18 protein-coding genes, 1 tRNA gene and 1 pseudogene are annotated in these 25,841 nt (G+C 43.3%); 12 read left to right on the plus strand and 8 right to left on the minus strand.

Features of this window, described 5'->3' with window-relative positions:
• Window position 1: 1 nt before the first annotated feature.
• Window positions 2-520, minus strand: coding sequence for a DUF6913 domain-containing protein (locus tag BN8908_RS11635; protein ID WP_118773353.1), 519 nt, complete (start codon window positions 518-520; stop codon window positions 2-4).
• A gap of 238 nt (window positions 521-758) precedes the next feature.
• Between BN8908_RS11635 and BN8908_RS11640 the strand changes: the two genes are divergently transcribed.
• Window positions 759-834: transfer RNA gene (locus tag BN8908_RS11640), tRNA-Arg, on the plus strand.
• Window positions 835-1,220: 386 nt separating this feature from the next.
• On the opposite strand, the gene BN8908_RS11645 is transcribed toward BN8908_RS11640, so the two are convergent.
• The 6 genes from BN8908_RS11645 to BN8908_RS11670 all read right to left on the minus strand — a co-directional run bounded on the left by BN8908_RS11645 (window position 1,221) and on the right by BN8908_RS11670 (window position 9,042).
• Entirely contained in the window at window positions 1,221-1,586 is a 366-nt protein-coding gene (locus BN8908_RS11645) for a hypothetical protein (RefSeq protein WP_021988120.1), read from the minus strand.
• Window positions 1,587-1,618: 32 nt separating this feature from the next.
• Window positions 1,619-2,077, minus strand: coding sequence for a hypothetical protein (locus tag BN8908_RS11650; protein ID WP_021988119.1), 459 nt, complete (start codon window positions 2,075-2,077; stop codon window positions 1,619-1,621).
• 109 nt (window positions 2,078-2,186) lie between these two features.
• Window positions 2,187-3,239, minus strand: coding sequence for a hypothetical protein (locus BN8908_RS11655; RefSeq protein WP_021988118.1), 1,053 nt, complete (start codon window positions 3,237-3,239; stop codon window positions 2,187-2,189).
• A gap of 752 nt (window positions 3,240-3,991) precedes the next feature.
• Complete coding sequence (locus BN8908_RS11660; RefSeq protein ID WP_021988116.1) at window positions 3,992-5,893, minus strand: tetratricopeptide repeat-containing sensor histidine kinase; 1,902 nt, start codon at window positions 5,891-5,893, stop codon at window positions 3,992-3,994.
• Window positions 5,894-5,900: 7 nt separating this feature from the next.
• The gene (locus BN8908_RS11665) at window positions 5,901-7,742 is read right to left on the minus strand and encodes a sensor histidine kinase (protein WP_021988115.1); all 1,842 of its coding nucleotides are present in this window, start codon (window positions 7,740-7,742) and stop codon (window positions 5,901-5,903) included.
• A gap of 325 nt (window positions 7,743-8,067) precedes the next feature.
• Window positions 8,068-9,042: a D-alanine--D-alanine ligase gene (locus BN8908_RS11670; protein WP_021988114.1), complete on the minus strand. Its 975-nt coding sequence runs from the start codon at window positions 9,040-9,042 to the stop codon at window positions 8,068-8,070.
• A gap of 449 nt (window positions 9,043-9,491) precedes the next feature.
• Here BN8908_RS11670 and BN8908_RS11675 point away from each other — a divergent pair, with 449 nt between their 5' ends.
• The gene (locus BN8908_RS11675; RefSeq protein WP_068690730.1) at window positions 9,492-10,862 is read left to right on the plus strand and encodes an MATE family efflux transporter; all 1,371 of its coding nucleotides are present in this window, start codon (window positions 9,492-9,494) and stop codon (window positions 10,860-10,862) included.
• A 155-nt stretch (window positions 10,863-11,017) separates the two neighbouring features.
• Window positions 11,018-11,953 carry a malate dehydrogenase gene (gene mdh / locus BN8908_RS11680; protein ID WP_021988112.1) on the plus strand — a complete coding sequence of 312 codons (936 nt, stop codon included), beginning with the start codon at window positions 11,018-11,020 and terminating at the stop codon, window positions 11,951-11,953.
• A gap of 71 nt (window positions 11,954-12,024) precedes the next feature.
• Here the strand turns inward: mdh and BN8908_RS11685 are convergent, their stop codons facing one another.
• Window positions 12,025-12,480, minus strand: a complete 456-nt coding sequence (locus tag BN8908_RS11685) for a retropepsin-like aspartic protease (RefSeq protein WP_021988111.1) — start codon at window positions 12,478-12,480, stop codon at window positions 12,025-12,027.
• 188 nt (window positions 12,481-12,668) lie between these two features.
• Between BN8908_RS11685 and secDF the strand changes: the two genes are divergently transcribed.
• The 9 genes and pseudogenes from secDF (at window position 12,669) to BN8908_RS11730 (ending at window position 25,770) form a co-directional block, all read left to right on the plus strand.
• On the plus strand, window positions 12,669-15,662 hold the full coding sequence (gene secDF, locus BN8908_RS11690) for a protein translocase subunit SecDF (RefSeq protein WP_021988110.1): 2,994 nt from the start codon (window positions 12,669-12,671) through the stop codon (window positions 15,660-15,662).
• A gap of 86 nt (window positions 15,663-15,748) precedes the next feature.
• Window positions 15,749-17,458, plus strand: coding sequence for a [Fe-Fe] hydrogenase large subunit C-terminal domain-containing protein (locus BN8908_RS11695; protein WP_021988109.1), 1,710 nt, complete (start codon window positions 15,749-15,751; stop codon window positions 17,456-17,458).
• 34 nt (window positions 17,459-17,492) lie between these two features.
• Window positions 17,493-18,671, plus strand: a complete 1,179-nt coding sequence (locus BN8908_RS11700) for a SpoIIE family protein phosphatase (RefSeq protein ID WP_021988108.1) — start codon at window positions 17,493-17,495, stop codon at window positions 18,669-18,671.
• 130 nt (window positions 18,672-18,801) lie between these two features.
• Window positions 18,802-20,214, plus strand: coding sequence for a monomeric [FeFe] hydrogenase (locus tag BN8908_RS11705; RefSeq protein ID WP_021988107.1), 1,413 nt, complete (start codon window positions 18,802-18,804; stop codon window positions 20,212-20,214).
• A gap of 243 nt (window positions 20,215-20,457) precedes the next feature.
• Window positions 20,458-21,582 carry a leucine-rich repeat domain-containing protein gene (locus BN8908_RS11710; RefSeq protein ID WP_021988106.1) on the plus strand — a complete coding sequence of 375 codons (1,125 nt, stop codon included), beginning with the start codon at window positions 20,458-20,460 and terminating at the stop codon, window positions 21,580-21,582.
• A 32-nt stretch (window positions 21,583-21,614) separates the two neighbouring features.
• On the plus strand, window positions 21,615-22,685 hold the full coding sequence (locus BN8908_RS11715; RefSeq protein ID WP_068690732.1) for a leucine-rich repeat domain-containing protein: 1,071 nt from the start codon (window positions 21,615-21,617) through the stop codon (window positions 22,683-22,685).
• 126 nt (window positions 22,686-22,811) lie between these two features.
• Window positions 22,812-23,030: pseudogene (locus BN8908_RS19100) on the plus strand (ATP-binding protein); the annotation flags it as partial.
• 72 nt (window positions 23,031-23,102) lie between these two features.
• Window positions 23,103-23,315 (plus strand): Fic family protein, encoded by a 213-nt coding sequence (locus tag BN8908_RS19105; protein WP_021988057.1) that lies wholly within the window; start codon window positions 23,103-23,105, stop codon window positions 23,313-23,315.
• Window positions 23,316-23,628: 313 nt separating this feature from the next.
• The gene (locus tag BN8908_RS11730) at window positions 23,629-25,770 is read left to right on the plus strand and encodes a cation:proton antiporter (RefSeq protein ID WP_021988056.1); all 2,142 of its coding nucleotides are present in this window, start codon (window positions 23,629-23,631) and stop codon (window positions 25,768-25,770) included.
• Window positions 25,771-25,841 lie beyond the last annotated feature (71 nt).

Below are 25,841 nucleotides of genomic sequence, written 5' to 3' on the forward strand. Positions count from 1 at the left end.
ATCAATATTCCTTTAAATCCGATAACAATTTTGCTAACTCTCCAATGAAAACCACAGGATCAGAAATTCCTTTCAAAACAATATCCGCTTCAAAGCCTTCTTTTTCCATCCCGACTTTACATTTCGCCTGCGAATTCTTTAACACATAGTCGACGAGAACATTGGATTCACGGGTCAAGTCGATCAGTAAATCATAAGGTTTTTCCAGCACATGAAACAGCTTATCATTCATAATTTTTCCTCCGAACCCTACATCCTCCGCCTTGACATATACGACATCATCCACCTGCAATCCCTGATAATTAGCCGGCAAAAAACACACCTTATCCATTTTCACTTCCGGGAATTTCTCCCGGATCGTTTCCAAGCCCGGCTGCTCCCCAACCCCCGCAATCCAAAATACCACCCCGCTTTTAACGGTATGCATATGACTATATTCCTTTTCCCGTCGTACCTCTGTCATTTTCCTCGCCAGCGAATCTCCTTTCATACGCTGGAAAATGCTCTTTATTATTTTCATACGTCTCTTATTTGCTTTCGGCCGTCACACCGACCTCACCCTATTATGTCTTCCGGTACCTCTACCGATACGGAATTTATAGCTTCTCTCCTCCGTGCTTACAAAAATAACAATTTAAATAGAACCCTCGTTATTTTATTACTTTTACAACAGAATTTCATAGAAAAATAAAAAAAACAACAAAACATTTGCACAATTCATGAAAGCTGTCTATATTTGCACCGCTTTAGAGAACAACGGACTCGTAGCTTAATGGATAGAGCACTTGGTTACGGCCCAAGAGGTTGTGGGTTCGACTCCCGCCGAGTTCACCAGATCAAAAAGCGAACTCCTGAAAATCAAAATTTTCAGGAGTTTTTCTTTTATCAGACTTACCGGAAACACAACAAAATCCCATGCAGCACAGAGCGATGAGCGGCAAAATACAACTGACAATCAGATACCCTTTTATAACTTCACAGAATTTATCTTTGCCGGAAAGCAACAACTAACAGCAGAATGTTCATTTTCATTCTCAAACAGTATATGATATTTGTGAAAAATACCCAGCAACAGGTCTGATTTATCTATAATTTCAAGTTTTACCAGTCTTCCTTTTTAAATTTCACGCAAACGTGCAAAATGAAATATCGGAATCTTCTTCAAATTCCTCTGCTTTGATGTCGGGGAAATCATCATACCCGCCTCCCCGATTAATCCTCTATCCTCGAAGAATAGCTGCCGGAATAAGTCCCAACAGTCCCATGAGGGCGGATATACCCAAAGCAACAGGCCAGGTTTCCTTACCATAGACAGAAGCACCGTCCACCCAAACTAATCCCAACCAGCAAAGTAAACCTGTCAATACAAAAGATACCAAGTAATAATATAACCCGTTTGAATACAGCGACGCAACCAGTCCATGAAACGATCCCGCATACAGGGCGAGCAAAGGAACTGCCAGAACATAACCGATGCCGGCCAACCAACCACTCCCTGCTCCCCACATTTCCTCATATATACAATATAGCGGAAAAGGCAATACCAGCACACTTTCGGTCAGAAAAACAAGAAGCGCTTTGAACATAGACCTTTATTTAAAAATAGCTGAAAAAAGGATCATTTCCCCGAAAACCATCTTCCCAATGACGCCATCAATTTCCGGAACCATCCTTCCCGGGGAGCTTCATACTCGGCCTGCACCTCGTCCCGGAAATCTTTCCAGCTTTCGAACGAAGCTGTTTCCGGACCTTCCAAAAAACCGCCAGTGCCGGTATCCACAGCCCGGCAAGCAAACGCCTGGCACATCGCTTCAATCAAATCATAAGGAGCTTCATTCCCCCGGATAGCCAGCATAATATCGTTTTGCACCTCTTCTTCCTCCAGCATAATTTCCACCGAATAATTGTCCGTAAACACCACCGGCCAATTCGGATCCGTAAAATCCGCCTCCGGGTAATTCTGTCGCAACCAGGCGTGCACCTCGGATTTCGCAGCAATTGGCAGTGGCTTTTCAATTTCGTCCGGACTGGACTCCTGATTGGTTTCACTCTTAATCAAATATACGTCCCAACTCATATCGTTTCAATTTTAAAAACACCCAAAAAATAACATTACCGGAATAACCCAACAATACTAATGACACAGACTGTCTGCCAAACCGGATACTGTAGATTTTTCTATTGAATTATTGCATTAATCCTCCCTCTATAAAGAAAACAACCTCATTTAACCGGTTTTTATTCGCTTTTTCATCTTTAAAAATAGCCGGAAGGGAAATTACCTTATCTTGAATCAGCTTATCTACCAAATACCACATGACTTCATGGTATAACATCACCGTCGCTACTTTTTCATTCTCAATGCCGTATCGGGTTGTCAATGAACCACAATTATTCTTTAGTTCTGCACTGATGGCGTTTACCAGTTTTTCACTTATCTGATGAAAACTATCTTGCTGTTTCTTAATAATAGGAAATAATACATTTCCATTATTGTCTGCCAGTCCGTAGGGTTTTAACCGGGAAATGAGTTGGGTATCTGTTATTTTTCCGAACCTGGCTATTTCATCAGCACACTGGTCCATAATGTTGTTTCCGGGAGCAATGCCGCTGTTGATGTAAGTCAATATCAAATCCTGTTCTCCGAAACCATTCGTACCGCATGAAAGGCCATTTCTTGGCTCGTATAATACCCAGTAACAGCCACTCCAGCTTGTATAATTATTAATATCCTCAAACAATACCAGTTTTGTCCACATTCTACCGTCCAGAAGATATGAAAAGACGAGTGAGAGCGTATTATTCTTAAATCCCATATCACTGATAGTCTGGCTCAGTGATATAAAGTCTGCTTTTGTTTTTGCATAAATGGCCCCGGCCAGCTCTTTGCTCAAACTTCTTAAAGAACTGGTTTGTTCTTTGTCGAGAATAGGTATGGTGGTCTTCCATTTTCCTCTTGTTTTACTGATAAGTCCGCCAACCTCCAATAGCAGTAATTGGCTGTCAGTGCATTTGACCCCCATCTCACGAAGTTCAGCCTGGGTGTGCGGAGTCCGCAGATTGTATAGTATTTCCCAATTATTGTCCGGCATTACATAGTCTTCGGGCTGATGTCCGTTTACTGCGATAAACTGGGTTGCCTCCCATTGATTATAAGGTCTTACCGGCGTCTGTGCCTGAATCATAATGGAAACAGATAAGAAAACGAATAACAGTAGCAAGTTTGAAAAATATTTCATAATCATTTTATTTATTGTCTTTATCGCTTAAACAAATAGCCTGCGGGAACGGGTATTCCGGGCTGTGGACCGCCATTCATTTCCGCTTTGTTCCCGATTCCGCCCCAAAACAACCCGACGGTTGCGCCCCGTGAGTTATCTCTCTTTGACCGCCTTTTTTTATCCGGCTATTCTTTTGTATACCCGAAAAAGCAACTCCACCAATGACGATGCATACGCACAACGACACAACCCTCTACGGCCTGATCACGTATATTTCAATAGTGCATATTTCTTCTCCATCCCAGCTCCTTCCTTTCCTGTCCGTCCGGCACAAAACCGGCAGCCTCTCTGAGGGAAAATATATTTTTGAACCACAGCTTCATCGTATTGTAATTTACGGATAAAATTACATTTATTTAGTAAAATTTCAAAACATATATAGCTCAATAGAAGAAATAGCCTGAATGGAATGGTCTACCGGCATCTGCGTGCCTGGGAATTTACCATATACGAACGACCATCTGTGGATCTGCTCATTTTTATATGGCCTGCTCCGGCCGATGGACCCGCATCAAGCACTACCGTTTGGAAGGTAGTGTAAAACTGCCGGATAACGATGAACGGAATATGTCCGACTTTTGAAAACCCTTATTGACGGATGTGCTGACCGAACCGGTAAAGCAGGACGATGGATGCCTTTCCGTAATCGGTGAATTCAACCTGTTAATGAAATCTTTTATTTCAAATATTGGAAAAATCTTTGCGGCAATTTATATTTTCAGGGTAAAACGGATAAAACCGGAACGGACTTCATACTGGCCGCCGAAATATTCGATAATCATCCGGTTGATTTCATTCCGGATAATCATTTCTTGCGTCGGTTCCACAGAGGCAAGTGCGCTATTGGTGACGGTCACCACGAAAAACTTTCCGCCTGACTGCTCCAGGTTTATACGTAAAAAAACAGCCCCGTCCGCCAACACCAACAAACTGTCCAATATCTGTCTCAGTTGCATACCGTCTATGTTCACTTTCCCATATTCCGGGATGGCTGAATTAAATTGAATATCTTTCACAGCCGCCCTCCCGATGACATCCTGAATAAGATACTTCACATCTATTTCACTGACACTGAATTTCATCTTACCCGCTTCCAGACGCGACAGATCGAGAATATTATTTACCAAAGCAATCAATTGGGTCGAACTATCGCTAATGATATGTACTATTTTTTCCCGTCTCGCCTCATCCATCGGCTCATCGGATGCCAACAGCAACGAATGTCTTACAACCTCCCCCAAAGGCATACGGATGGCATAACTCATATTGGTCAGAAAACGTTCTTTTACCCGGACTGCCCGATTGACATCTTCCGCTATTTTCCGTATCTTTTTTTCCGATTTATTAAGACATCGCTGGATGTAATAAAAACGAAGCGCAAAGTACAATAAAATTGCAATCAATAAAACAATCACACCTAATACAACCAACTTAAACCAGCTCTGAATACGGGACCGCATCAAAAGCGCAGAGTCAATGCTATAGCTTTCATTCAATTGCCCGATCTGCTTGTTATACACAGTTATCCGCAATGAATCCTTGGCAAGCAATAATTCTTTTTCAATCCCCAAAGCTTCTTCATATCGTCCCATTTTCCCCAATAGCTCTCCCTTCATGAATAAAGCAGCACAATAATCCTTTTTCGACCTGCCTTTAAGTATGCCAAGTACCCGGTCAAGGGCTTCCGAAGCATTCTCCAGCTCTCCCATAACCTGATAGTAAACCGCAAGTTCCATATAATAGCTGAACCTGTAAGCGACATACTCATCAATGTAATATTTATCTGCCAGTTGTTTATATTGTCCGGCCAAATCCAGTCGATTCTGCAGCGCATAATATCTCATATAGGATAAATAAATCATCAACAGATCGCCTTTCAGGGCATTTTTTCTCTGCGGATGCTTCTTTATCAATGACTTGATCCACGATTCCTTGATTTTCAAATATTTCAACCATTGAGAATTATTTTCCATATTCCGGTAATGAGCAATCAGATAACTGATGATTTCAGTCGTCGTCAATTCATTATCGATCTTTGATGAAAGTGCAAAAGCATGCTCTAAAGCTTCGGTAGCCTCTTGCCCACGAAAAGTCGTCTGATAAATACCGGCCAAACAGATATCGGCAATAATCTGTCCATACACACTATTCAGGTTTTCGGCCTCTTTCAACATCTTCTGTGTCTCCCGTTCCGCCAGTTCATATTCTTCATCAAGCACCAGCAACTCAATATAACATTGCTGTCCCTGCCACATTATATCATATAATTTTCCCCGACGCGCCAAAAGTTCCAGTTTCTGCATCCACGACTTTACCGCTCGTATATTCCGCTTGTTAAACTCTATAAATACAAAATAGAGATAAGCTTTACATTGAAATGTACTATTTTTCTGCCATTCGGCTTCCTTTAAAAGTTCCCCGGCATAATACGCCCTTGCCTCAGGTTGTTGCTTATTTATTCCGACCAATTCATCCAATATATTCAGACGCAACGTATCATGTCCTGCAACTTCCAGCTGACGGAGCAATTCACGCTGCACATCGCTAATTGTCGAAAAAGCGTAAAACATTCCGGCAAATAACAAATACAATAAAAGAATCAGCTTTTTCATAGATACGCTATTCATTAGACGTTCGGGGCAAAGGATGCGTAAAAACAAAACGGGCTCCCTGCGTATATCCGGTATCCAGCCAGATGCGTCCCCGGATACGTTTTATCACCAGTTGGCAAATAGAAAGCCCCAATCCGCTGCCCTGTATGTCTTCGTGCAATTTCTCATAGCGATTGAATATATATTTTTGCTTTTCCGGAGGAATTCCGCACCCCGTATCTTCTACTACAAATATCGCCTCATGCTTATCAGCATCAACATCCAATACGAGCCGGATTGTGCCCTCTTTTGTAAACTTCGCAGCATTGACCAGCAGATTGATAAGCACTTGCTGAAGCCGGTTACTATCGGTATAAAGCTCCAGACAAGGCAAAGGACAGGAAAATATAAGCTGCGCCGCCGTTGTCTTTACTGCATTCACCGTATGGATAACGCTGTGACAAACATCGACAGCATCGCAGACAGCAAATGTAAAGCTCATCGTATTTTCTTCTAAGTCAGATAAATCCATGAGATCATTTATCAACTTCAGCAATAAATCCGAATTCTGGCGGATATTGTCCCCATACAAACGCTTTGTTTCTGCATCGATATCCCCGTAAGCGGCCAGAATCTCCGAAAAGCCCACAATACCATTCAACGGGGTTCTTATTTCATGACTCATATTCGACAGAAATAAACTTTTCGATTGAATAGACCGTACCGCTTTTTCCGTTTCCGCCTCCAGGTGTTTCTGGCAAAGCTTTAAAGTCCGGTTTTTCCGCTTGAGTATAACGACAACGACAATCACTGTCAGCAACAGTAAAAAACAGAAAAAAACGATCCAACTCAACAGACGATTGTATTCGGCTGCCGTATCCAACTGTGTCTGATCGATTCGATAAGTAAGATGCAATTCGTTGAGCTGATGCAGGTATCTGGCCACATTCACCGAATCGGAAAGGGTATTTACCCGTTGATAAATACGAAAAGCTTCTTCCGGCTGTTCCTTTTTTTCAAATATCAATGCTTTATTTTTCAAAAAGTAGATATATCCGCCCAGATTATTACTTTTCTTCAAATCCATTAATACCGAATCGGAATACAGCAACGCATTTTCATAATCTCCCCGGCCCAGACAAAATTGAGCAAACAGCAGGTGTATCCATTGATTAAATACCCGTTCGGAAACATCTGCCTTTAAAACTTGTTCCAGACAAGCTACGGCTCGTTCTTCATCCTTCACCGACAGGAAATACAAGGTCTGGTAACAACGTAAGAAAAAATGATAGTTTTCTTTCTCCCGGGAATTCAATCGGATAATCAATTCCTCAGCTTGATCCATATAGCCGGGCAACCTATCTATTTTATCAGCGTGCAGGCAAACATGCATATACTGTATAAACAGGCGGATCTTAGCATCATCATCACGAATTCCTTCCAGCATCTTAAAAGCATCTGCAAAAGATTCCTCCGCCTGCTCATAACGATTGGTATACATATAAGTATCCCCCAATGCCTGAAGTGCCAAAGCGATTCCCAAACGATTGTTCTGTTTTCTGGCTTCCTTATACATTTTAGAAGCTTTGTCAAGGGCAAGCCCCCAGTCACCCTGCAAACAAAGGGAATTTACGGCAATTTGTCCTGTTTTGAAATACGTAACATAATCCTTTGCCCCCAATGCCTGCTCCCCCAACTTATTACAAAGACAGATAAGACTGTCCTCCGGAAGTGTCGTACTGTAATTCAGGCTTTCACTGGAAAGCAGAAATAACAGTCCGTACAAACGATCGTCTACTTTCGAAACAGTATGCGCATCACATTTTCCCCAGAAAACGACCAGCAATGACAATAGGAACAAGATCCTCATTCTTCTTATATTACAAAAACACAAGAAACAGCTTCCAACATACAATCTAAAAAAACAACATAAACAAATTTCCGTTTTTATGAGCCGGAAAAAATAAACCGGAAACGACTCTGATTTTTATCGTCTCCGATAATCTCACGGATTCCGCAGACAAATCATACATAACCACCCTGCAATCTTTTAAACGGTCGGCAAATACCCCCGGCGTAAATCGTCAATTACACAAATAACTGTTCAAAATTAATTATACATTTAAATACTTCAAGTATCTGTACACAAAGAGTCTGCTAAAATATAAAATAAGTCAGCGGACGTATCAAAAAACTCAAACCAGCTTGTCCTCAATGATTTCAGTCAGGATATCTTTCAGATTGCCTCCCATCGCTCTCACCATTTTGGGAATAAAGCTGTTTGCTGTCATTCCGGGAGTCGTATTTACTTCCAGCATAATGACCTCGTCTCCGCATACAAAACCATCCATACGAATAATCCCTTCACAACGCAGAATATCGTATACTTCCGAAGCCATTTCCTGAATTTTCTCCGTAATTTCATCTGAAAAACGACCGGGAATAATTTCGTCCGACATCTTCGCATCGTATTTTGCTTCAAAATCGAAAAATTCCTTTTTCGGCACCACTTCGGCGACAGGAAAAATCACTTTCTTATCCCCGGCACGATACAAACCGCAGGTAAACTCGGTTCCGTCCAGAAACGCCTCTACCAATACCTCTTTACATTTCCCGAAAGCCAAATCCAAGGCCTCATCAAAAGCTTCCGCTGTCTTTACCTTCGATACACCGAAACTGGACCCTTCTGCATTAGGTTTCACAAAGCAAGGTAATCCTACAGCCTTCAACAAAGCCTCTTTATCATAGGCTTTCCCGCGCAACAGCAAAACCGGATTTGTCGTCCGTATCCCAAATGCCTGCAAATAATTGGTACAAGTGTATTTATCGAATGTAAGTGCCTCACATAAAGTACTACAGGTCGAATAAGGTACCCCCATCATATCCAGATATCCCTGTAACATACCGTTTTCTCCGGGATTTCCATGAATGGTAATATACGCAAAATCAAAACTGACCTTTTTCCCCTCGCATTCAAAAGAGAAATCATTTCTATCGACGGCATACTCTTTGCCGTTCCATTGTACATGCCAATCACGCCCTTTCAATATCATCAGGTATTTATTGTATCGTTCCCCGTCGATCTCTGCATACACATAATTTCCCGACTGAATGGAAATTCCGTATTCGGAAGAATTACCTCCCGCAATGACTACCACATTCTTTTTCATCAATTTTAAATTTTAAATTGCTCCCGTTGATTGAATTATTCAGATTCCCCGCAGACTTCACAGATTCCGCAGACAATATTGTAAATTTGAGATTGTAAACGAAGTATATAAATCCTCCACAAAACATGCCCCCTCCAACAGATACATCCTGTCAAAAATTGCCAATCGTCAACTAAAATCATAAATCCGTACCATTAATGAGGCCAACGGACCCGTCCCCAATCGTCAATCAAAATTCTCTACGGCTCTATAATGCCAACTGCAAAAATAGAAAGAAATCGCTAAAAATTTCATTTCTGTCCTTCCATTTTCATCTCTCAATTTTTTCCTATCTTTGCACACATTTTTCAACAAATCCGTTGACTTTTTTCATATTTTCGCAGACTCTTTGTGTACAGATACTTAAAGTATTTAAATGCATAATATAATTTTGAACAATTACGTACTTTATGAAAAAAATAACAGATCTCACACAGGGGAGCATCATCCGCAATCTTTGGATCATGGCCGTGCCATTGATATCCTCTTCCTTCATACAGATGGCTTACAGCATGACCGACATGCTTTGGCTCGGACGTCTGGGAAGCGAGGCGGTGGCTGCTGTCGGTGCTGCCGGATTTTTCGTCTGGCTCAGCAACGCGCTCTCTTACATGACGAAAACCGGTGCTGAGATCACCATTTCCCAGGCGATAGGAGCACGCGATCTCCCCCGGGCCGCGACTTATGCCAACCATGCCATTATCCTGTCCTCACTCATCGGACTAGGCTATGTCGTTTTCATTTTGATTGCTGCCGGATTTCTGATCGGTTTCTTCAACTTCGACTCGCCTATAGCGCACCAATCCGTCACTTATCTCCGGATCGTCGCTCCGGGTATTTTCTTTCAATTCAACAACAATACGTTCAGCGGCTTGTATAACGGACAAGGCAACAGCAAAACACCTTTCCGGATCACAGCCGTAGGACTACTGATCAATATCGTACTCGATCCGCTATTGATTTACGGCTACGGACCGCTCCCCGGTCTGGGTACGGCAGGAGCCGCCATTGCCACGATACTGGCCCAGTTGGTTGTCTGCCTACTCTTTGCCCGCCGTATTTTCTCCGTACATTTTCCCCTCGGAAAAATGCGGCCATTCTCCGCCTTACAAAAAAAAACCTCCGGGAGAATCATACTTTTGGGACTGCCGGTCAGTTTGCAAAGTGCATTATTTTCTATGTTTTCCTTAACACTGGCAGCACTGGCAGCCCGCTGGGGAGCCGTAGGAGTTGCCGCACAAAGCGTAGGTTCACAAATAGAAGCCCTCTCCTGGATGACAGCCACCGGATTTTCAACGGCTCTGGCTGCCTTTGTCGGTCAAAATTACGGAGCCGGAAATTACGAACGCATCCGGCAAGGCTACAAACTGACCTTGTATATCGCCGGAAGTATTGGACTTACCGCAGGCATTCTGTTTTTTGTATTCGACCGGCAAATTTTCAGTTTATTTATCCCGGAACCCGAAGCCATTGACGCCGGAGGTACTTATCTGAAAATACTGGCCCTCTCCCAGGTATTTATGGTAACGGAATTAGTTACTCAAGGTGCTTTTAACGGATGCGGAAAAACGATTCCCCCTTCCCTCTCCGGCATCCTGTTCACCGGAGCCAGAATTCCTTTGGCCTGGTATTTATGCTCCCTGCCTGCACTCGGATTAACCGGTATCTGGTGGAGTATTACCATCTCCAGCATTGCCAAAGGCACAGTTCTCCCCATATGGTATCTTTACTTCCAGAAGAAGCTCCTGAAGGCCTCAAAAATTAAAGAAAAAATTCTCTAATTTTTTAGCTGATATTGAAAAAAAGGTCTAAATTTGACGTCGGTAATAGAAGCCGCCGGAATTTTGAAAAAACGAACGATCCGGGCAACTATCCGGTTTTTATTCCATTTTATAAAGAAAAACATCTTAAGTATAACACATAAAAATTATCTGAAATGAAAGTAACAGTTGTTGGAGCAGGTAACGTAGGAGCAACATGTGCAAACTGCATCGCCGAAAAAGACATTGTCAATGAAGTAATCCTTTTGGATATCAAAGAAGGTATTGCCGAAGGTAAAGCCCTGGATATGTGGGAAACCTCCCCGATCAATATGTATGACACCCGCATTAAAGGTGTTACAAACGATTACTCTGCCACTGCCGATTCGGAAGTTGTAGTCATCACTTCCGGCCTTCCCCGTAAACCGGGCATGAGCCGTGACGATTTAATCTCTACCAATGCCGGTATTGTTAAATCCGTAACTGAAAATGTAATCAAATATTCTCCGAATGCAAAAATAATCATTGTTTCCAATCCGTTGGATGTCATGTGTTATTGTGCTTATCTGGCAGCCAAAATCGATTCTTCACGTGTATTCGGTATGGCCGGAATCCTGGATACAGCCCGTTACAAATCATTTCTGGCAGAAGCGTTGAATGTTTCTCCGAAAGACATACAGGCATTATTACTCGGAGGTCACGGAGATACAATGGTGCCCCTGCCACGTTATACCACAGTTTGCGGTATTCCTGTTACCGAACTGATCGACATGGAGCAATTGAAGGCCATCATCGAAAGAACAAAAGTCGGAGGTGGTGAATTGGTTAAATTGATGGGGACTTCTGCCTGGTATGCTCCGGGTGCTGCTGCCGCCCAGATGGTGGAAGCTATCATTTGCAACTCCAGAAGAGTATTCCCGGTATGTGCTCTGTTGAACGGTGAATACGGAATGGAAAATATCTACCTGGGAGTTCCGGTTATCCTCGGTAAAAACGGAATTGAAAAGATCGTTGAAGTACAATTGAACGATGACGAAAAAGAGTTATTGAAAAACTCGGCACAAGCCGTGAAGACAGTAATGAGTGTACTGGACAACATGAAAATGTTCTGATTTTAATTGAAACGGCATAACCGAAACAACCCCGGACACTGTGTACAACAGCGGATATCCGGGGTTGTTTTTTATTCCGTTGTCTCCTCCGGTTTCTCCAGTAACAATTTCCGGCCCGGATAATCAATAACCGCCCGGTGAGCGATAAGGAAATCGGACCCCAGCAAACCCATCACCTTCCGGTGTACATGTTTTTGGTACATATCATTGACATAATCCAAATCGATCACCGCAATCCGTTTATCCCGCAATTTCAGTTCTCCGATACAAAACTGCCTTACACTTATTGTACGAACATCAGAAATCGAACCGGTAATTCCTCCGGATTGCAATTGCACGTCTGTTTCCTCCTCACATCCGTCAGGAAAAAACCGTCGGTCTGCCACAGTCACAGAAGCCCCGGTATCCACAATCATATCTCCCTGCTCCCCATTGATCACAACCGGAACGAGCAAATGAAAACTATCACTTTCCAATTCCACAATTTCCAGAGGTACCGTTATTTTATTATTTCTCTTACGCTGCATATTTACTTTATCGGATTTAACCACGGCGAAGATACATTTTTGCAATCAAAAAAGCGAAAATAACCAATAATTGAAATTTGAAGACGGAGAATTAAAAATTAGCATAGTTATTTCAAAAAAATATTATACTTTTGCGCATTAAATCTTCGTGGAAGAATTATTAAAGTTTAAATATAAATTAGTTAAAAATGCGAAACAAAGGAGCGATCACACTACTCACAATAGCGCTCGCGCTAGTGAGTGCTTACCAGTTGTTTTTCACTTTCAAGACATCCCAGGTGGAGAAAGCGGCCCGGGAATACGCCAATGGCGACCCCGTGAAAGAGAGAGCATATCTGGATTCTATTGCAAACCAGAACGTATATAATTTTCTGGGACTTGCCAAATTTACGTACAAAGAATGTAAAGAATTAGAGCTTCCGTTAGGCCTCGACTTACGTGGAGGTATGAATGTAACCATGGAGGTGGATGTGGTGGATGTTGTCAAAAGCTTAGCAAACAACAGTCAGGATCCGGCCTTCTTGCAGGCTATCAACGAAGCTGTAACCATGCGTACGAAAAGTCCCAAAGACTTCGTTACCTTGTTCGGGGAAGCTTTTGCCCGGATCGCACCGAATGCTCAATTGGCATCTCCGGACATTTTCGGTACCGTAGAGATGAAAGATAAAATCAAAGTCGGAGCCAGCAACAAAGAAGTGCTGGATGTCATCCGCAAAGAAGCAGAAGGAGCGATCGACAATACGTTCAATATTTTACGTACCCGTATCGACCGTTTCGGCGTAGCTCAACCCAACATCCGTAAAGCAGATATTTCCGGACGTATCAACATCGAACTTCCGGGTATCAAAGATGCACAACGGGTAAGAAAGCTCTTGCAAGGAACGGCTGCCCTGGAATTTTTCGAAACGTTCGAAAATTCCGAGTTCTATCCTCATTTGGCAGCTATCAACGAAAAACTGAGAGATATTGAAATTACCGGAGACATTCTCGGGTTGAGTAAAGATACGGTTCAGGTTACAACAGTAACCGAAGAAGTAGCTGCCGACTCCACCGATGAAGGTATCGATGCTTTGTTGAAAGCAGCCCAAGATTCAAGCTCACTGAGCAATGATGAAGCAGCTTTCCGGAAACAAAATCCGCTTTTCGCTCTCTTAAATCCGGCAGTTGCACAAAACGGAGCATTACGTCCCGGATCTACCGTAGGTTATGCCCGCTTGAAAGATACATCGGCAATCAATGCTATGTTAGCTTTACCACAGGTTAAATCTTTGATCCCACGTAACGCACGCTTGTATTGGGAAATGAAACCGGAAGGTGATTTCTTAGCGATGCATGCCATCAAAATCACTACCCGTGACGGTAAAGCACCGTTGGACGGCGGTGTCATTGTAGATGCCCGTAAATCTTTCGACGAGCAAAGCGGCGGTTCTCCTGTCGTATCCATGAATATGAACGGTGAAGGTGCCAAAGTATGGGCCCGGATGACCAAAGAAAACGTAGGACGCTGTGTCGCCATCGTATTGGACGGTTATGTATGCTCTTCTCCCGTTGTAAATACCGAAATCAAAGGAGGTAGCTCTCAGATTTCCGGACACTTCGGCGTAAAAGAAGCAGAAGACTTGGCCAACATTCTGAAATCCGGTAAATTACCGGCTCCGGCACGTATCATTGCCGACGAAATCGTAGGACCCTCCCTGGGACAGGAATCCATCCAGACCGGTATGTGGTCCTTTATTATTGCTTTCGCATTGGTATTGTTCTACATGCTTTTCTTCTATAGTAAAGGTGCGGGATTAGCTGCCGACATTGCATTGCTGGCGAACTTATTCTTCCTGTTCGGTATTCTGGCTTCCATCGGAGCGGTACTGACACTGCCGGGTATCGCCGGTATTGTGTTGACAATGGGTATGTCTGTCGATGCCAATGTATTGATATACGAACGCATCGAGGAAGAAAGACGTGCCGGAAAAGGCCTGAAACTCGCTATTAAAGAGGGATACAAAAATGCTTATTCTGCCATTATCGACAGTAACGTAACGACCTTACTGACCGGTTTTATCCTTTATTACTTCGGTGAAGGTCCGATCAAAGGTTTTGCTACGACATTGATCATCGGTATTTTCTCTTCTTTGTTCTGTGCCATTTTCCTTACCCGTTTGATCTTAGACCGGGCAGCCTCCAGAAGCGAAAGCGTACCTTTCACGACCAAACTGACACAAAACTGGTTGAGAGACCCGAAATTCCCGTTCCTGAAAAAACGCAAAATCTCTTATGTCCTTTCCGGGACAGTCGTAATCTTATCCCTTGTTTTCCTTTTCGGAAAAGGACTGGATAAAGGTATCGACTTCGTAGGTGGTAGAACCTATACCGTTACTTTCGACCGTCCGGTTCAGGTGGAAGAAGTGGCTGGCAGTCTGGCAGAGGTATACGGTAGTGCGCCTGAGGTAAAAACTTTCGGAGGGGACAACCAGGTGAGAATCACCACCAAATACAAAATCGATGCAGAAGGCACCGAAGTGGATGACGAAGTTGAAACCTTGTTATACGAAGGCTTACAGCAATATTTGCCGGAAGGTACTTCCCGCGAGCAGTTCCTGGAAGTAAACCGTCAGATGTCTGAAAAAGTAGGACCCGCCGTAGCCGAAGACATCACCCGGGCAGCCATCTGGTCTGTAGTCTTCGCATTGATCGGTATATTCCTCTACATCATGGTCCGTTTCTCTCAATGGCAATACGGTGCCGGTGCCGTGATCGGCTTGGCTCACAACGTCATCATCGTAATGGGAGCATTCTCTGCTTTCTCCGGTATTCTGCCGTTCTCATTGGAAATCGACCAGGCATTTATCGCCGCTATCCTGACGGTTGTCGGATACTCGATCAATGATACCGTGGTTGTATTCGACCGTATCCGTGAATACCACAACCTATATCCGAAACGGGACGATATGGAAGTGACCGACGAAGCATTGAACTCGACCTTGCGCCGTACGTTCAACACCTCGTTATCTACCATTGTCGTATTGCTGGCTATCTTCATTTTCGGCGGTACTTCAATCAAAGGCTTTATATTCGCCTTGTTGATCGGTATTGTAGTCGGTACTTATTCTTCCTTGTTCGTTGCCACTCCGGTTTCTTATGACTTGAGACGGAGATTCGGCAAGAAAAAAGAAATAAAGAAATAAAAGACTGCATTGTCTTTGAAAGCCGCCGTTTTTTCGGCGGCTTTTTTTATATATTTGTAGAATATATCAACCCAAACATATCTTCTATGATGACTCAGCGTCCCATTTATACGGAACCGGACAATTGTCAGGATTGTTACAAATGCATCCGCGAATGTCCAGTAAAAGCGATTCGGATAGAGAATAACAAAGCTTATATTATCGCCGACCGTTGTATCTATTGCGGCCATTGCACGCAAATATGTCCGACCGGAGCCAAAAAAATACGTAATGGAGTACCCGTCGTAAAAGCAATCTTACAACAACACAAAAAAGTCATACTATCTCTGGCTCCTTCCTATGTGAGCGAATTCAGCGATATTCCGACACCGGTCCTCATACATGCAATCAAGCAGCTGGGATTCAGTGATGTCTCCGAGACAGCCCTCGGTGCAGAATTGGTTTCGGACACTGTAAACCGGTATTTGCTGGAATCTCCTCCCGGAATTTACATTTCTTCCGCCTGTCCGGTCGTCGTCGAATACATCCGGAAATATGCCCCGGAAATTCTTCCGTCCCTCACGCCGGTTTTATCTCCGCTGCTGGCACATGCACGCCTGCTGAAAAGCAAATACGGAGAAGACACAAAGGTCATTTTTGCAGGTCCCTGTATCGGCAAAAAGATAGAAGCCGACAATCATAAGGAATTGGTTCAGATCGCCATCACCTTTAAAGATCTGCGCCAATGGCTGGGAGAAGAAGGTATCGCCTTAGACGTGTCTCCTCAAAATAAGGAGAATTCGGAATTCGTACCTTACCATTCCGGAGAAGGTGCACTTTACCCGGTGGAAGGCGGTATGCTGGCCGGCATCCACGGAGATGATAAAAAAATTATCAAAATGGCGTTTTCGGGTATGGAAAACGTAAGGGATGTACTCCGTAATCTGCATCGGGAAAACCGGAAAGACAGCGTATTCCTGGAACTTCTTTCCTGCAAGGGAGGATGCATCAACGGTCCCGGAAAACTGAGCCCGTCATCGCTGGCACTCAAACGATACGAGGTTACCCGCAAAGCGGAGAAAGAGCGCCCCGCCCCGTTGGTAGCCCCCCCGGACCTCTTTGCTTGCTATAAAGCCGATCCCCAAACTGACACCGCCGATTACAGCGAGGAACAGATTGTTCAGGCCCTCTCTGCCGTCGGCAAAACATCTGCTGCCGACGAACTGAATTGCAGCGGTTGCGGATACGACAGTTGCCGCGATTTTGCCCGGGCATTGCTGGCCGGCAGAGCAGAAGAAAACATGTGTGTATCGTATATGCGTAAAATCGCTCACGATAAAGCCACCGTATTATTGCAGAAAATCCCGGCAGGTGTTATTCTGGCCGATTCCGATTTAAAGGTAGTAGATATGAACCGGTTTGCCGCCGAGCTTCTGGGAGAAGAAACATCACTGGTATACGACGCTTCTCCGGGCTTGCAAGGTGTTGCCCTGGAAGATATATGCTCCTTCCCTGGACTATTCGGAGCGGCCCTCTCAACCGGAAAAGAAATTATCGAACGGCAAATCCGGGAAAACGACAAGATATGGATGCTCTCGATATACAACATCCAGCCTCATCGCCTGGTATTCGGCCTGCTGCAAGACATGCGCGAACCTTACGGAAAAAAACAGTGGATGCTGAATAAAACGGATGAAGTGATCCGGAAACACATGGAAACCGTCCGGCAGATCGCCTGCTTACTCGGAGAGAATGCGGCCTTCACGGATACTTCCCTGAAAGCCGTAATAGAAACCCTGAAAGGTAAAGAAGAATAAGAACAATACCGTCATCCCAAACCTCAACGCCACTATGATTGCTTCTGATATTTTCATCGAGATCGATTATTACCAAAAAAACAAAGCCGGTAACAGCGTTTGCGGCGATTGTTTTATGTCCAGACGTCTGAAAGGAGAAGGACGTATTATCGGCGTACTTTCAGACGGCCTGGGAAGCGGCATCAAAGCCAGCGTGCTTTCTTCGATGACAGCTACAATGGCCATCAATTATACGGCAATGAATGAATCCATTCTCTCGACAGCCCGTTCCATTATCGATACACTTCCCCAAGACCGGGACAAACAAATCAGTTATTCGACATTCTGTATCCTGGATATCGACTGTTTCGGCAATACCAAGGTCATCGAATATGAAACGCCGGCATTCCATCTTCTCCGGAAGGGAGAATTACAGGAAGTAAGGAAGGAAAAAATACCGGTCAAACGATTGGATTTACTGGACTCTGCCATGTGGATCTCGGAATTCAAACTGGAAAAAGAAGATCGTCTGATCTTTTTTACAGACGGCATCAGCCAATCGGGCATGGGAGGCTCCCGCTTTCCGGCAGGCTGGGATAAAGAAATCCCTGACTATCTTCGGGAAATCGTCCGTTCACATCCAACGATCTCAGCCGAAGAACTGGCCCACCGTATGGTCATCCAGGCAGAAAAAAACGACGGCTATAACCTGCTCGACGATGCCAGTTGCTTTGTCATATACAACCGGACTCCCCGCAACTTACTCATCTGTTCCGGCCCGCCTTACGATCCGAAAAACGACAACTACCTAGCCGGTAAATTCAAGGATTTCAAAGGGAAAAAAGTAATTTGCGGAGGAACAACCGCCCGGATACTCTCGCGGGAACTCCATATCCCCATCGAAATCTCAACAAACGACAACGGCGATGACCTGCCTCCGACCTCTGACATGGAAGGAGTTGATCTCGTTACCGAAGGTATCCTGACTTTGAGCCAAACCGAACGCATACTCTCCGGCAAAGAAGACGACAAAAATGCAGGAGGAGCCGGCGAGTTATTCCGCCTGCTACACAACAGCGACAAAATCACATTCCTGGTCGGCACCTGTATTAACATTGCCCACCAGGACCCGACATTGCCGGTAGAACTGGAAATCCGAAGGAACGTCATCAAAAATATCAAATTTTTATTAGAGACAAAATTCCTTAAAGACGTTGAAATTAGCTATCTTTGAGCCCTGAAATTAAAAACGAGGTCATTCAATTTACGGTTTATAATTTATGAATTAGGACTATCTCTTTACGGAACCGTTCAGAGCCTGAAACAATCGTAAATTTAAAATCTAAAATCTAAAATAAAATAAAATGTTGTACGATAACTTTGCAATGCTCACCAAACGGGAGTTGCTGATCCGGATCGTCAAATTACTGAAAGAGGATGAGTTAGTTACAAAGCTAAAATACCTGCCGGTCGAAATGCGCCCCCGCAATAAAAAACCGGTAAGATGTTGTGTCCATAAAGACCGCTACATTCTCAAACACAAAATCATTTCCATTCTCGGCTTTGAAATCAAAGACGAAGAAATCGATTTGATTCACTTGTCGGAATTTGCCCGCATGGCCATGGCCAACAAAAACACGAAAGAAAACATTTTGTCGGTTGTGCACGAGGCCTGTAGTGCCTGTATCCAATCCCAGTATGCGGTTACCAACCTCTGCCGGGGATGCGAGGGACGTCCCTGTGTTATGAACTGTCCCAAAGCCGCCATTTCTTTTAAAGGCGGTAAAGCTTCGATCAGCACCGAAGATTGTGTCAGTTGCGGACTGTGTCAGAAAGTATGTCCCTATCACGCCATTGTATACACCCCTGTACCGTGCCAGGAAGCTTGCCCGGTAAATGCAATCGACAAAGACGAAGAGGGAATCGAACACATCGACAAAAGTAAATGCATCTATTGCGGAAAATGTATGCAAGCCTGTCCTTATGGCGCCATTATGGAACGTTCGAAGATCATCGACATACATAAAACGATGACCCACCCCAATAAAAAAATCGTTGCCATTCCGGCTCCTGCCATATACGGGCAATTCAATGCTTCTCCGGGACAGATCCTATCCGCCATCAAGCAAATCGGTTTCGATGACGTCATCGAAGTTGCTTACGGAGCCGAGGTCACAGCAGCTAACGAAGCCCAAGAGCTGAAAGAACGTTTGGCTGAAGGTGTGACATTTATGACGTCCTCCTGCTGTCCGGCTTATACCGGCTGGGTAGACAAACACGCTCCCATGCTGAAACCTTATGTGTCGGATACCCGAAGCCCGATGGTCTATGCCGCACGATACGCCAAAGAAAAGTATCCGGATGCGGAAGTTGTATTTATCGGTCCCTGTCTGGCCAAACGTTATGAAGCCGAATCGGTCCCGGAAGTGGATTATGTCATGAGCTTCGAAGAGTTGGGCGCTTTTATGGTAGCCTACGACATAGATGTCGCCAACTGTGGGGAGAAAGAATTAAGCAGCGAAGTGACACGCTTCGGTCGCGGCTTTGCCCAGGCAGGAGGTGTTCGCCAGGCAATTGCCAATGCCGTCGGAGACGAAGTCACTACTACAGCCATCGAAGGACTCGATAAAAAAAATCAGGGTTTACTCAAAGCCATGATCAAAAGACCGGAAGCCAACTTTATAGAAGTCATGGCCTGTGACGGCGGATGCATCAACGGCCCCTGTTCATTAGCCCCCTTGACCCTCGCCAGACGGCAAATCAAAAAAATACTATAACTTTATTGTAAAGACAGAACAAAAAAGTAAAGCTTTAAATAAGCCGCATATCTTCTAAAGTCGGCTAGTTAAGAATTCTTTTTATATAAGAGCCCGGTGCAATGCCGGGCTCTTTCCATTCAACTCATTCCATTTATATCCTATTATTTAATTTACATAGCAAATAGTTAGTACAAATACATTGTCATTTAAATAAATTGTATACATTTGTTAATATTTATATATTAATTCAAATACAATAGTATGATCATAAAAAGAACTCATTTGGCAAATAATTCCAATATCAGTTATTGGGGAATATTAATTTTAGGAATAGCACTAATGTTCTCCTGCCAGGAAAAAGAATTTAACACATTTGCACCGACCGGTTCCGGCATGCTAAATACCGGCATACTCGACATACTGCAACGCGGCTCCTTTGAAACGGATGCCTTTATTACAGAATGGACCGTACCGGCAGCAACTACGATCGTGTTGCCACTCGACAGCGCTTACTCCTATAACTTTATCGTAGACTGGGGCGACGATTCCGATTTAAGCCAAGTGGTTGCCTTCAACGATCCCAACGCCCGTCACACCTATATGAACAGCGGAATCTATACCGTCCGTATATTGGGCACTTGTGAAGCCTGGAGATGGGGCAGGTCCACACACCCTATAGAATGCCGGCAATTTCTGACAAAAATTATTCAATGGGGAAATGTCCACGCTAAAAATTTTGAGGAAAGTTTTGCTGCCTGCATTGCTTTATCTTCTATCCCAGCAGGCATTCCCAATATGGAAAATTTCAACAATACATTTTATGGCTGCGAAAGTTTAACAACCTTACCTTCTGGACTATTTAGCAAATGTGTCAATACAACCAGCTTTTCGAATACATTCAGTCACTGTACTTCTTTAAGGTCTCTACCGCAGGATTTATTTAATGCTTGTACAGCTGTTACTGAATTTAACGGAACATTTTATACTACGGGACTTGTATATATTCCAGAGAAATTATTCGATAATTGTCAAAACATTACCAGTTTTCAAAACACTTTTGGAAATTGTAAAAATATAACAAATATTCCTATCGGACTCTTTGATAAAAATGAAAATGTCATTTCATTTCTCCAAACCTTTGCATTTTGTGACAATTTAAAAACAATTCCATTGGGATTATTCGATAAATGTAAAAAAGCAACAGATTTCATGTTAACTTTCTATCTATGTTTCAATTTAACAAGTGAGACACCCAAAACGAACGGTATTGAATTGTGGGAAAGAGCGGGACTAATCGGCTATCCTACAACGATTAACGGACTTATCTGTTTTTATGGCTGTACAAATCTAACTAATTACAATTCTATTCCAACAAACTGGAAATAAACTACATGCACAATCACCAAATATCCATCACCATGAAAAAACAATCGAATAATTTACTTCAGCATCTCTTATATACCTGTTTAGGTATACTCTTAATATATGCCTGCCAAAATGATCCAAAATTAACAAACGACGACAACTATCAGCAAGAATTGCTAAGCAGGGCAGATTACGACTCCGAATCTTTTATTACGGAATGGACCGTACCTAAGGACTCCCTGGTAACCTTTACACTGGATACCAACCGACAATACAACTGCATTATTGACTGGGGGGATAACAGCGATTTAACAATGATATTTCATAAGTCCGATTACTACCGGGCACAACATAAATATGCCGCTACAGCGACCTATCGGATAAAAATTCTGGGTATTTTCCCTCAATTAAATATTCAGGAAAATTGTAAGCCTTATTTATACCAAATTATCCAATGGGGAAATGTAAGTTTTCAAACCCTTGCTTTGGCATTCTTTAAATGTGAAAACCTCTATTCCATTGCTGCCGGTATTCCTAATTTAGAAAGCTATTCTTCAACCTTTAGTCATTGTACTGGATTGATGACATTGCCGGATGGACTGTTCAGCAATTGCACCAAAAGCAAATCTTTTCCTATGACATTTTCCAATTGTACCAATCTAAAAAGTCTGCCTCCCCGTTTATTTAAAGATTGTTATAACGCGGAAAATTTCGCAGTAACCTTTCAAAATACAGGACTAATCTCTTTACCACAAGGATTATTCGAAAATTGCTCCAAAGTAACAAACTTTACTTTCACTTTTGGAAACTGTAAAAACCTGACAACTTTACCAGCCGATTTATTTTCTTATAGTCCCAATGTTACATCTTTTATGAGAACTTTCTCCTCTTGTAATAATCTTTACACAATTCCAATTTCTTTATTTGATAACTGTAAAAATGTCACAAATTTCAGTTACACTTTTTCTGGATGTAGTTCTTTGACCGGGACGACTCCCACAACAGGTAATCTTAAACTATGGGACAGAGCCGGGCAACCCGGTTATCCGCCGACAATCAATGGAACCAAATGTTTCGGAGGATGTCTGAATATAACGGACAATATTCCTGCTGACTGGCAATAAAATTCTAAATCCCCTGAAATAAAGATTTAAAACTCAAAAAAGAAGTCGGTAAAAATTGCAAATTTACAATTTCCGGAAAAGGGCGGATTTTTGATTTTTCGGCAAAAATAGCATTTTTATGATGATAGATTGGAAATAGAGAATCCCGGAACACTTCCCGTTGGGTGGAGTGTTGAAAAATTGAAGTCTGAACATAACTCAGAACCACAAAACCCATTGATTGCCAATGTTCTTTATAAACGCAAGATATTGGAAAGTTGGGGTCGTGGCATTAGTCTTATAATGGAAGAGTGTCGCAAAGCCAATCTACCTGAACCAGAGTTCAATGCAGATGCCTCACAAGTAAAACTTGTTTTTCGGTATAGGGCTTTACAACAAGTAACAGGACAAGTAACAGGACAAGTAACAGGACAAGTAATGTCGCTTGTATCTACTTTGAAAAATAATGTTCTGTCATTAAAGGAAATCATGGAACGATTATCCTTGACCGGACGTGATAATTTTATTACCGGCTATCTCAATCCCGCTATGAAAGACGGACTGATAGAACAGACACATCCTGAAAACCCTAAGCATCCAAAACAGAAATACCGTCTCACGGATAAAGGGAAAGATTTGCTGAAACAATAATGGTTGTATGGCGAAAAAGAAAAAACATAAGAAGGATTCAGATGTGAACTTACAGATAATCATGGTAAGCAAACCTGTTTTAAGAAACTCGGCAAGGAAATGAAAGCGGAGTTCAAATGGGGAAACAAAATCCCTGCTGCTCCAAAAGTATTGCTTTGGCCATTCTGCTCCGGTTTAACTTGTCTTTTTTATGGTTTCGACTGACTTTACCGATTTTTGTCACAAAGCCCTAAATGCTTAATTATAAACTAATCTGCCCCAAATTTCTCAATATCGGCTTTTATTTGTATTTTTGTTCCGATAAATTATGTCTATGTTTTCTTCATTGTTAAAGTTTCCTTTGACAGATCCGGTGCTGATATTTTCGGTGATCCTGTTCATTATCCTCTTGGCACCGATTATCCTGCATCGCTTTAAAATACCCGATCTTATCGGCCTTATTCTTGCCGGGGCCCTTATCGGACCGAACGGTTTAGGCATCATGGCGCGGGACAGCAGCATTGAACTGTTCGGTAAAGTCGGACTTTTATATATCATGTTTATTGCCGGCTTGGAAATCGATCTGGCGGATTTAAAGAAAAATTACAGCCGGGGGGTCTATTTCGGTTTACTCACCTTCCTGATCCCAATGGGTATGGGAACGGCTGCCGGAGTATATTTATTGCAACTGTCCTGGCCCAGTTCGGTATTATTGGCCAGTATGTTTGCTTCGCACACCCTGATGACCTATCCGATTGTGAGTAAATACGGAGTAACCAAAAACCGGGCGGTTAACGTTTCAATCGGGGCTACGGTAATTACCTGCCTGCTCGCTTTATTGGTGCTGGCAGTGATTGTCGGAATGTCTACCGGAGAAATCAACGGTAATTTCTGGTGGCGGCTTTCTTTATCTACGGCGATATTCGTAGCCGGCATACTCCTCCTTTTTCCCATTCTGGGACGTTGGTTTTTCAAACGCTATGAGGACAGCATTGCCCAGTATATTTTTGTCCTGGCATTGGTATTTATGGCTTCCTTCCTCTCAAAACTTGCCGGTCTGGAAGATATTATCGGTGCATTCCTGGCAGGATTAGCGTTAAACCGGCTGATTCCGAACACTTCGGCATTAATGAGCCGGATCGAATTTGTCGGGAATGCACTTTTTATTCCTTTTTTTCTGATCGGTGTCGGTATGTTGGTCGACTACCGGGTATTTATGAACGGCTGGGCTTCCCTGTGGGTGGCTTTCATCATGTGTCTGGTAGCTACATTGTCCAAATGGCTGGCAGCCTATATTACGGAAAAGACCCTGCACTATACCCGGGACGAAGGGCGTTTACTGTTCGGCTTGTCGAATGCCCAGGCGGCAGCGACATTGGCAGCCGTACTGGTAGGCTATCAGGTCGTCCTGGGGTGGACTCCGGAGGGGGAAGCCATCCGCCTATTGGATGAGAATGTATTGAACGGTACCGTCGTGATGATATTGGTGACTTGTACCATTGCTTCTTTCGTCACCCAAAGGGGTGCGCAGAATGTAGCAATCGCCGACATATCTGCAGAGGAATTGTCCGGAGAAGAAGATACCGGGGACAAAATCCTGATTCCTTTGAGCAATGCTGAAAATGTGGAAGAACTGATCACCTTAGGGACAACGGTGAAACCCCGGAAATGCAAAGCGATGATGATGGCGTTGAGCATTATTAAATCGGATAGCAACGACCTTTCCGCGGAGAAAAGATCACAGGCTCTACTGGATAAAGCGGCGAAGACGGCAGCAGCTTCCGATCATGCGATTCAGGGATTGATGCGTTACGATATCAATATTGTAAACGGGATAAAAAATGTCGTTAAGGAGCATAAGATAACCGATATCGTATTGGGATTACGAAAAGAAAGTGATATCTCGGATACCTTTCTGGGAAATTTAACGGAAGGCGTCCTAACCAAGTGTGCGACAACGACGATGATATACCGTCCGGTACAGCCTTTATCGACGGTAAAACGCTACATCGTTTTAATACCTCCCGATGCGGAAAAAGAAATCGGTTTCCCGTATTGGCTGATCCGGGTGTGGAATTTGAGTAAGAACACCGGAAATAAAATTGTATTTTACGGCAATTACTCTGTATTGTCCATACTACAGGAAGTACAACGGAAACACCGTATTGTAGCCGAATTTAATGAGTTTTCCAATTGGGACGACTTTCTGGTCGTATCCCGGGCCATTCATCCCGACGACGCCTTGATTGTCGTGATGAGCCGGAAAAACTGTCCTTCTTACTTGCGACAAATGTCGCTGATACCCAATTATCTGAATAAATACTTTCAAACCAACAGTTGCCTGTTGATTTATCCGGTACAAATGGGTATAGGAGAAGAGGAAACCGACACGTTCCGCAGTATCTCCATGGTATATCACTCCGAAGGAGAGAATCTGGCCAACGTTCTCGGACGTTTGTTTAAGCGAAATAAATAGAATTATTCAGACAGACCGGACCCGCAGATTCTGTTGATCCCATAGATTGATTTTAAATTGTCTGATAAACG

The sequence above is a fragment of the Culturomica massiliensis genome (assembly GCF_900091655.1).
GTDB lineage: Bacteria > Bacteroidota > Bacteroidia > Bacteroidales > Marinifilaceae > Culturomica > Culturomica massiliensis.